Source organism: Sphingobium sp. (assembly GCF_035511395.1).
In the GTDB taxonomy this organism is placed as follows: domain Bacteria; phylum Pseudomonadota; class Alphaproteobacteria; order Sphingomonadales; family Sphingomonadaceae; genus Sphingobium.
The window spans coordinates 1-7,046 of the sequence record NZ_DATKFP010000043.1 but is presented as its reverse complement, the minus strand read 5'-3'; the positions used below and the strand labels follow the sequence as shown (position 1 = coordinate 7,046).

Here is a 7,046-nt window from a genome sequence, read left to right as displayed (position 1 = left end):
CGCGAAGGCACCGACCTGTTCCTGAAGAGCGCCCGTCGCCCCATCAGCGACAAGGCCAAGTTCGACACCAAGCCTGGCCAGCACGGCCGCACGTCCGGTTCGCGCACTTCCGACTTCGGCCTGCAACTGCGTGAAAAGCAGGGCGGCACGCTGGTGATCGCCGTCCTCCACGACCTCACCATGGCAGTGCGCTATTGCGACCGCCTGCTGCTGATCGACCAGGGGCGCCTTGTCGCCGACGGCAGTCCGGCGGATGTGCTGACTTCGCCTCATCTTCGCGCCGTCTATGGCATTGAGGCGCAGGTCGATCTGGGTGGTCCCTGGCCCACGGTGACGCCGCTGGGGCGCAGCCGTTGACCGCGCCATCCAAATCGATGTAACGCCGCCTCGCGACAGGTTCCCCGGCAACGGGGACGAAGATGGGAACGGGACAAAACCCGGCTGCCCCTGCAACTGTACGCGGCGAGCCATCGGCCATATGCCATTGGGGTAAATCCCGAGAAGGCGGTCGACCGGCGCTGACCCGCAAGCCAGGAGACCTGCCTGCCGCAGTCGTCTTTCGCACGGACAGGGTGATCCGGGCGGACGGGGGTGAACCCGCGCGACGACAGGGAATACCGCGCCTTGCGCGGCCGATGTCGTGCGCCACCTGGGCGATCGGATCGGGCGCCATTGCACGGCTGTGTCGAAGGGATTGCCGTGCCTATAGTCGTTTGCCGAGATGTCCGATGCTGAAGCGGGTCGATCCGGGGCCGGCCGTCGTCGCCTGCAACACCTGCCGACATAGCAAGGACGTGCGTGAGGACGCCGACGGTATACGTGGTGGCGCGCAACTGGCGTCGGCCCTACGAAACGTGAAAGCCAGCGACCCGCGCTATGACGGCGTTACGGTGCAGGAAATGCCATGCCTGTTCGCCTGCCAGGATTTTTGCACAGTCCATCTGCGCGCGCCCGACAAGGTCGGCTATGTTCTGGGTCGTTTCGAGCCGAACGAGGAGGCCGCTCGCGCCATATTGGACTATGCCGTCCATTATGCCGAAAGCGACCATGGCCGCGTCCCCTTTTCGCAATGGCCTCAAGGCGTCAAAGGCCATTTCATCACGCGCACGCCGCCACCGGGATTTGTCGCCGAATGACCAGCTTCGCCACTGTCTCAGCCTTTGAAGCCGCCCTTGCCGATTTACGCGCTGCCAACGCGGACGCGGCGGACGCGGCGCGCGCGCGCCAGCAACAGTTGACCAAGCCGCTGGGATCGCTGGGACGGCTGGAGGAGATCGCGATCTTCTTCGCCGGCTGGCAGGGACGCGAACGACCGGCGATCGACCGTGCTCGGACGGTGATCTTCGCCGGCAATCATGGCGTCACCGTCCATGGCGTCAGCGCCTATCCCGCCAGCGTTACCGCGCAGATGGTCGCCAATTTCCAGGCCGGCGGCGCCGCGATCAACGCCCTTTCGACGGTCGCGGGGCTGGAACTCAGGGTGGTGCCGCTAGACCTCGATCGTCCGACCGCCGACTTCACGACCGCGCCAGCCATGACGGTTGAAGAGTGCCTGCGCGCGCTGAACGCGGGCGCCGCGGCGGTCGAGGAAGGGCTTGATCTGCTGGTTCTGGGCGAAATGGGCATCGGCAATTCGACGGCGGCAGCTGCCCTCTGCGCCAGAAGCTATGCAACGGAGGCGGCCTATTGGGTCGGCCCCGGCACCGGTGTCGACTCAGAAGGGATAGGGCGCAAGACGCAGGTCATCGACCGTACACTGGCCTGGCATGGCGATGCCCCTTGCTCCGCCTTCGAAACGCTGCGCCGAGTCGGCGGGCGCGAGATCGCAGCGATCGCAGGCGCGATCCTACGCGCGCGGCAACTGGCGATCCCGGTGCTGCTCGACGGCTTCATCTGCTGTTCCGCCATCGCGCCGCTCGCCGCCGATAATCCGGCCATCACCGGCCATTGTCTGGCGGGCCATTGCTCGGCGGAACCGGGACATGCCCGCCTGCTCGACCGGCTGCAACTGGCACCGCTCCTGTCGCTCGACATGCGGCTTGGCGAAGGCAGCGGCGCTGCGGTCGCCGCCAATATCGTCCGAGTCGCACTGGCGGCCCACAACCAGATGGCAACTTTCGCCGAAGCGGCGGTATCCGGTTCGCTGTGAGCGGCTTTGCTCTCCATTTCCTGCGACATGGCGCCCCGGAACAGCCGGGTTTGATGCTCGGCCGCACTGATGCGGCACCTACGCCGGAGGGCATTGCGGCCTGCGCCCGCCAGGTCGCCGATCTGGACGTGGAGCATATCCTATCGTCCGATCTGCAACGCTGCGTCCTGCCCGCCGCAGCCATAGCAGGCGCACAAAGCCGCGAGCCGATAATTGACGATCGCTGGCGCGAACTCGACTTCGGCGATTGGGACGGAAAGCAGGCCAGCGCGATCGCCCCGGAACCGCTTGGACGCTTCTGGTCCGATCCTGACCGCTATCCCGCGCCGAATGGCGAACGCTGGTCGACGCTGATCGATCGGGTCGCATCGGCCTTGGCAGATCTATCCCCCGTCCCCACCCTGGTTGTGACCCATGGCGGCGCGATCCGCGCCGCCATACATTGCCTGTGCGGCATTCCTCGCCAGCACCTCTGGGCGTTCGACCTGCCCTATGCCGCGCTCCTGTCCCTCCATATCTGGCCGGGCACGCCGTGGACGGCGCAGATCAGGGGGCTACGTCCGTGAAGGGGCTGGTCATTGCCATCCAGTTCCTCACGCGGTTACCGATGCCCCGCGTCCATGTGTCCGGCGCCGAGTTCGCCGCGTCCATCCGCTGGTTCCCGGCGGTCGGCCTGATCGTCGGCGCGATGGTAGCGGCTGCCGGCTACCTGGGCGCGTTGATCGATCCCTGGGCGGGGGCGCTGACCGCGCTTGTCTGTTGGGTTACCGTAACCGGGGCGCTGCACCTCGACGGGCTGGGTGACATCGCCGACGCGGCGGGTGCAGCGCACAAGGATCGCGAACGGCTGATCGCGGTCCTCGCCGATCCCCATGTCGGCAGCTTCGCCATCGTCACGATCCTGTTGCAACTTCTTGCCAAGCTGATCCTGCTGCGGTTGTTGATCGAGGCACAGGCCTATGCCGCCATCGCTCTCATACCTTTCGCCGCGCGGATCGGCCCGCTCTTCTGGACACGCTTCCTGCGCCAGCTTCATGAGGGACTTGGCGCGCTCTTTCGGGAGGTCGTTCGGCCGCAGGACTTGCTCTTGTGGACGGCGCTGTTGATCGGCGCGGCTTTCTTCGCGCCATCGCTCTGGATCGCACCCGTCGCCTGGATAGTCTGGGCTTTGTGGCTGCTCAACTGCATCGGTGGGATTTCAGGCGATGGCCATGGCGCTGGCATAGAATTGACGGAAAGCGTGCTGCTCGTCGCCGCGCTGCTCTGGAGCCAAGTGGCATGACGCCCGACTGGACCTATCATGGTGGTTCTCTGAAGGCGGCAAAAGCGCATTTCGGCGCATCGACCCAGCCCTGGATGGACCTGTCCACCGGCATCAATCCGGAGCCCTGGCCCGGCATCCGCGATCTGACCATCGACTGGCAGCGCCTGCCCGAACCCGAAACCTTGCACGAGTTGGAAGCCGTCGCATCCGTCAATTTCGGCGTTGACGCCCGTCATGTCTGCGCCGTTCCCGGCACCGAGATCGGACTCCGCCTAGCCGGCCAACTGATCGAAGGCGCGACGCGCCATGTCAGTCCTAGCTATCGCACCCATGGCGAAATGGTCGCCGGATCGACTGCCACCGCATGGGCCGATGCCGCGCGATCCGAAGGCAGCCTGATCCTCGCCAATCCGAACAATCCCGATGGACGGCTGCTGGACCGGGCGCCGTTGCTCGATATGCTGGAAGTCCGCGCCGGCCAGAACTGGCTGCTCGTCGACGAAGCCTTCGCCGATACCACCCCCGCAACCAGCCTGATGCCGCTGGTAGCGGACGACCGACAGTTGCTGATCTTCCGCTCCTTCGGCAAATTTTTCGGCCTCGCCGGTGTACGGCTGGGTTTCGTCCTTGGTCCAACAGCCTTTCTGGTGCGACTGCGCGCGCAACTGGGGGCATGGCCACTGTCCGCCGCAGCGATCGCGATCGGCATGGCCGCCTACGGGGACAGCCACTGGATCGCTGAAACCCGCGATCGCTTGCGCGCCTCCGCCGCGGGCCTTGATGCGGTGCTGGAGCGGTCGGGGTACCGGCCGATCGGACAATGTCCACTCTTCCGTCTGATCGAAACGGAACAGGCGCCGCTGCTGTTCGATCGGCTGGCGCGCGCCGCCATCCTCACCCGTCCCTTTGCCGAACAGCCGCATTGGCTGCGCATCGGCCTTCCTGCCGATCAGGCCGCATTGCATCGTCTGGAGCATGTCCTGCGCCATGGCTGATCCGGTCGCCCTCATGGCGCTGGCGCTCGACGCGGCTCTCGGCTGGCCGCAATCCCTCTACCGGCGCATCGGTCATCCGGTCGGCCAGTTTGCGCGGATCATCGAACGATGCGAACGCCGCTGGAACCGGCCAGAGCTACCAATCCCAACCCGCCGTCGGTGGGGGACAGTCACCGTCCTGCTCCTCATCCTTCTGGTCGGCGGTTCCTGCTGGCTGTTACAGTCGCTGCTTCTGAAGACTTTCGGCCAGCTCGGCTGGATCGTCCTGGCTCTCCTCGCCTGGCCCGCTCTGGCTCAACGCAGCCTCTTCGATCATGTCCGCGCCGTTGCCCTGACGCTCGAAGTCGGCGATCTTCCGGCCGCCCGGACCGCCGTCAGCGCGATCGTCGGGCGCGACGCGGAGGCGCTCGACGAAAGCGCCGTCGCCCGCGCCGCCATCGAAAGCCTCGCTGAAAGCTATTGCGACGGGGTGACGGCGCCCTTCTTCTGGCTTCTCTTCGCCGGGCTGCCCGGCGTCTGGGTCTACAAGGCGATCAATACCGCCGACAGCCTGATCGGCCATAAGGAGGAACGGTGGCGCGCTTTCGGCTGGGCTGCAGCGCGGACGGACGATCTGTTCAACCTGATCCCCGCACGCCTGTCGGGCCTGCTGATCTGCCTTGTCGCGGGCGGCGGCTGGCGCATCCTGTGGCGTGACGCGCGCAACCATGCCTCGCCCAATGCCGGCTGGCCCGAAGCGGCCATGTCCGGCGCGCTCGGTGTCCGGCTCGCCGGTCCGGTGTCGTATGACCAGGTCGTCCATTCCAAAGCGTGGATCGGTAGCGAGGGCAGACAAGCCTGCGCCCACGACATCCGCCGGGCCCTTTCCATCTATTGCCGCGCCTGCCTCATGCTATGGATCATCGCGGCGGCGGCATGGCTGTTCTGATCCCCTTGTGAAAGCATTCCTGATGACCGGACATTGTCTTTTCGTCCTCGGCGGCGCCCGATCGGGCAAGAGCCGTTATGCCCAGCAGCGCGCCGAGGCCGTGGAGGGAAGTGCCATATTCGTCGCGACGGCAGAGGCCTATGATGATGAGATGCGCGACCGCATCGCCCGGCATCAGGCCGATCGCGATCATCGCTGGCGGACCGTCGATGCGCCCACCGCCTTGCCGGCCGCAATCGGATCGCTGAACGCGCGAGGCAACGTCGTGCTGGTGGATTGCCTGACTCTCTGGCTCTCCAATCTCCTGCTCGCAAATGCCGATCTGGCGGCAGCCGGCGAGCAACTGGTCCAGTCCATCGCCGGCTTCGAAGGCCAGTTGACCCTTGTCGCTAACGAAGTCGGCCTCGGCATAGTACCTGACAATGCCCTCGCCCGTCGGTTTCGTGATGAAGCCGGTCGCTTGAACCAGTCGATCGCAACCTTGGCGGACGAAGTCATGCTCGTCACCGCTGGCCTTCCGCTCCGCTTGAAATGACATATGTCCAAACGACCGGCTTGCCGTGCTATCGATGGCGGCTTTAGAGGTTGTGGTTCACCAGTTGCTGGAACAAACTCCGATCATGCTCAGAATGACTTACCACATCGCCCATCGGCACCCGGCGAACCGTCATGGCTGATGCAGACATGAACCTGACGCAGGACATGGCTTTCGTAGAAGGGGGCGCCTTTCTGATGGGATCGGATCGATTCTACCCGGAAGAAGCACCGGTGCGTCGGGTGCAGATAGATAGTTTCTGGATCGACAAAACCCCCGTAACCAACCGCGAATTTGCTCAATTCGTGACAGCGACCGGCTATCGCACACTCGCCGAAATCGCCCCTGACTCCAAAGATTATCCGGACATGGACCCGGCCATGGCACAGGCGGGTTCGCTGCTGTTCCAGCGCACCACCGGCCCGGTCGACCTTGGCGATTATAGCCAGTGGTGGCGTTTCAGCTTCGGTACAGACTGGCAGCATCCCCATGGTCCGAACAGCAATGCCGGCGAATTGCCTGACCATCCGGTGGTCCATGTCGCCTTTGAAGATGCAGAAGCATATGCGCGCTGGGCTGGAAAAGCGCTGCCGACGGAAGCGGAATGGGAGTTCGCCGCTCGTGGCGGGCTGGACGGGGCCGACTATGCCTGGGGCAACGAACTGGCACCCGAAGGGCAGATGCTTGCCAATTACTGGCAGGGCGCCTTTCCCTACGGCAACACTCTGGAGGATGGCTATGAACGTACCTCCCCAGTCCGCACCTTTCCCGCCAACGGGCATGGCTTATATGACATGATCGGCAATGTCTGGGAGTGGACGGTCGACTGGTTCGCCCAGCCACGCGTGGAGCGCAAGGCCAAGGGCAGTTGCTGCGTCCCCTCCAACCCTCGCGGCGGCACGAAACGGGAAAGCCTCGATCCGGCGATGCCTCACACGCCCATTCCTCGCAAGGTACTCAAGGGTGGGTCGCATCTGTGCGCCGCCAACTACTGCCAGCGCTATCGCCCCGCCGCGCGCCATCCCCAGGCAATCGACAGCGCGACCAGCCATATCGGCTTTCGCTGCATACGCCGGGAGCGCAAATGATGATGAACGGAACCGCCCTGCTCGAAGTACATTATGGCGACATGGCAAGGAACAATCCCATGACGCTCGCGTTCGACAGTTGGAGCC

8 protein-coding genes, 1 pseudogene and 1 riboswitch are annotated in these 7,046 nt (G+C 64.9%); all 9 genes and pseudogenes read left to right on the top strand.

The window, feature by feature from the left end:
- Nucleotides 1–141 (top strand): annotated as a pseudogene (gene rpsD, locus VMR39_RS02420) (30S ribosomal protein S4); the annotation flags it as partial.
- Nucleotides 142–377: 236 nt separating this feature from the next.
- Nucleotides 378–561: riboswitch (cobalamin riboswitch) on the top strand.
- 167 nt (nt 562–728) lie between these two features.
- On the top strand, nt 729–1,136 hold the full coding sequence (locus tag VMR39_RS02415; RefSeq protein ID WP_325413986.1) for a DUF1636 domain-containing protein: 408 nt from the start codon (nt 729–731) through the stop codon (nt 1,134–1,136).
- Entirely contained in the window at nt 1,133–2,149 is a 1,017-nt protein-coding gene (gene cobT / locus VMR39_RS02410; RefSeq protein ID WP_325413984.1) for a nicotinate-nucleotide--dimethylbenzimidazole phosphoribosyltransferase, read from the top strand. Before VMR39_RS02415 ends, cobT begins: the two co-directional genes overlap by 4 nt.
- Nucleotides 2,146–2,715: a histidine phosphatase family protein gene (locus tag VMR39_RS02405; RefSeq protein WP_325413982.1), complete on the top strand. Its 570-nt coding sequence runs from the start codon at nt 2,146–2,148 to the stop codon at nt 2,713–2,715. The genes cobT and VMR39_RS02405 overlap by 4 nt, the downstream gene beginning before the upstream one ends.
- Nucleotides 2,712–3,431, top strand: a complete 720-nt coding sequence (locus tag VMR39_RS02400) for an adenosylcobinamide-GDP ribazoletransferase (RefSeq protein WP_325413980.1) — start codon at nt 2,712–2,714, stop codon at nt 3,429–3,431. Before VMR39_RS02405 ends, VMR39_RS02400 begins: the two co-directional genes overlap by 4 nt.
- Nucleotides 3,428–4,408, top strand: coding sequence for a threonine-phosphate decarboxylase (locus VMR39_RS02395; RefSeq protein ID WP_325413978.1), 981 nt, complete (start codon nt 3,428–3,430; stop codon nt 4,406–4,408). Before VMR39_RS02400 ends, VMR39_RS02395 begins: the two co-directional genes overlap by 4 nt.
- Nucleotides 4,401–5,336 carry an adenosylcobinamide-phosphate synthase CbiB gene (cbiB, locus tag VMR39_RS02390; RefSeq protein WP_325413976.1) on the top strand — a complete coding sequence of 312 codons (936 nt, stop codon included), beginning with the start codon at nt 4,401–4,403 and terminating at the stop codon, nt 5,334–5,336. The genes VMR39_RS02395 and cbiB overlap by 8 nt, the downstream gene beginning before the upstream one ends.
- Before the next feature lie 22 nt (nt 5,337–5,358).
- Nucleotides 5,359–5,871 carry a bifunctional adenosylcobinamide kinase/adenosylcobinamide-phosphate guanylyltransferase gene (gene cobU, locus VMR39_RS02385; protein WP_325413975.1) on the top strand — a complete coding sequence of 171 codons (513 nt, stop codon included), beginning with the start codon at nt 5,359–5,361 and terminating at the stop codon, nt 5,869–5,871.
- Nucleotides 5,872–6,038: 167 nt separating this feature from the next.
- Nucleotides 6,039–6,959, top strand: a complete 921-nt coding sequence (locus tag VMR39_RS02380; protein WP_325413988.1) for a formylglycine-generating enzyme family protein — start codon at nt 6,039–6,041, stop codon at nt 6,957–6,959.
- Nucleotides 6,960–7,046 lie beyond the last annotated feature (87 nt).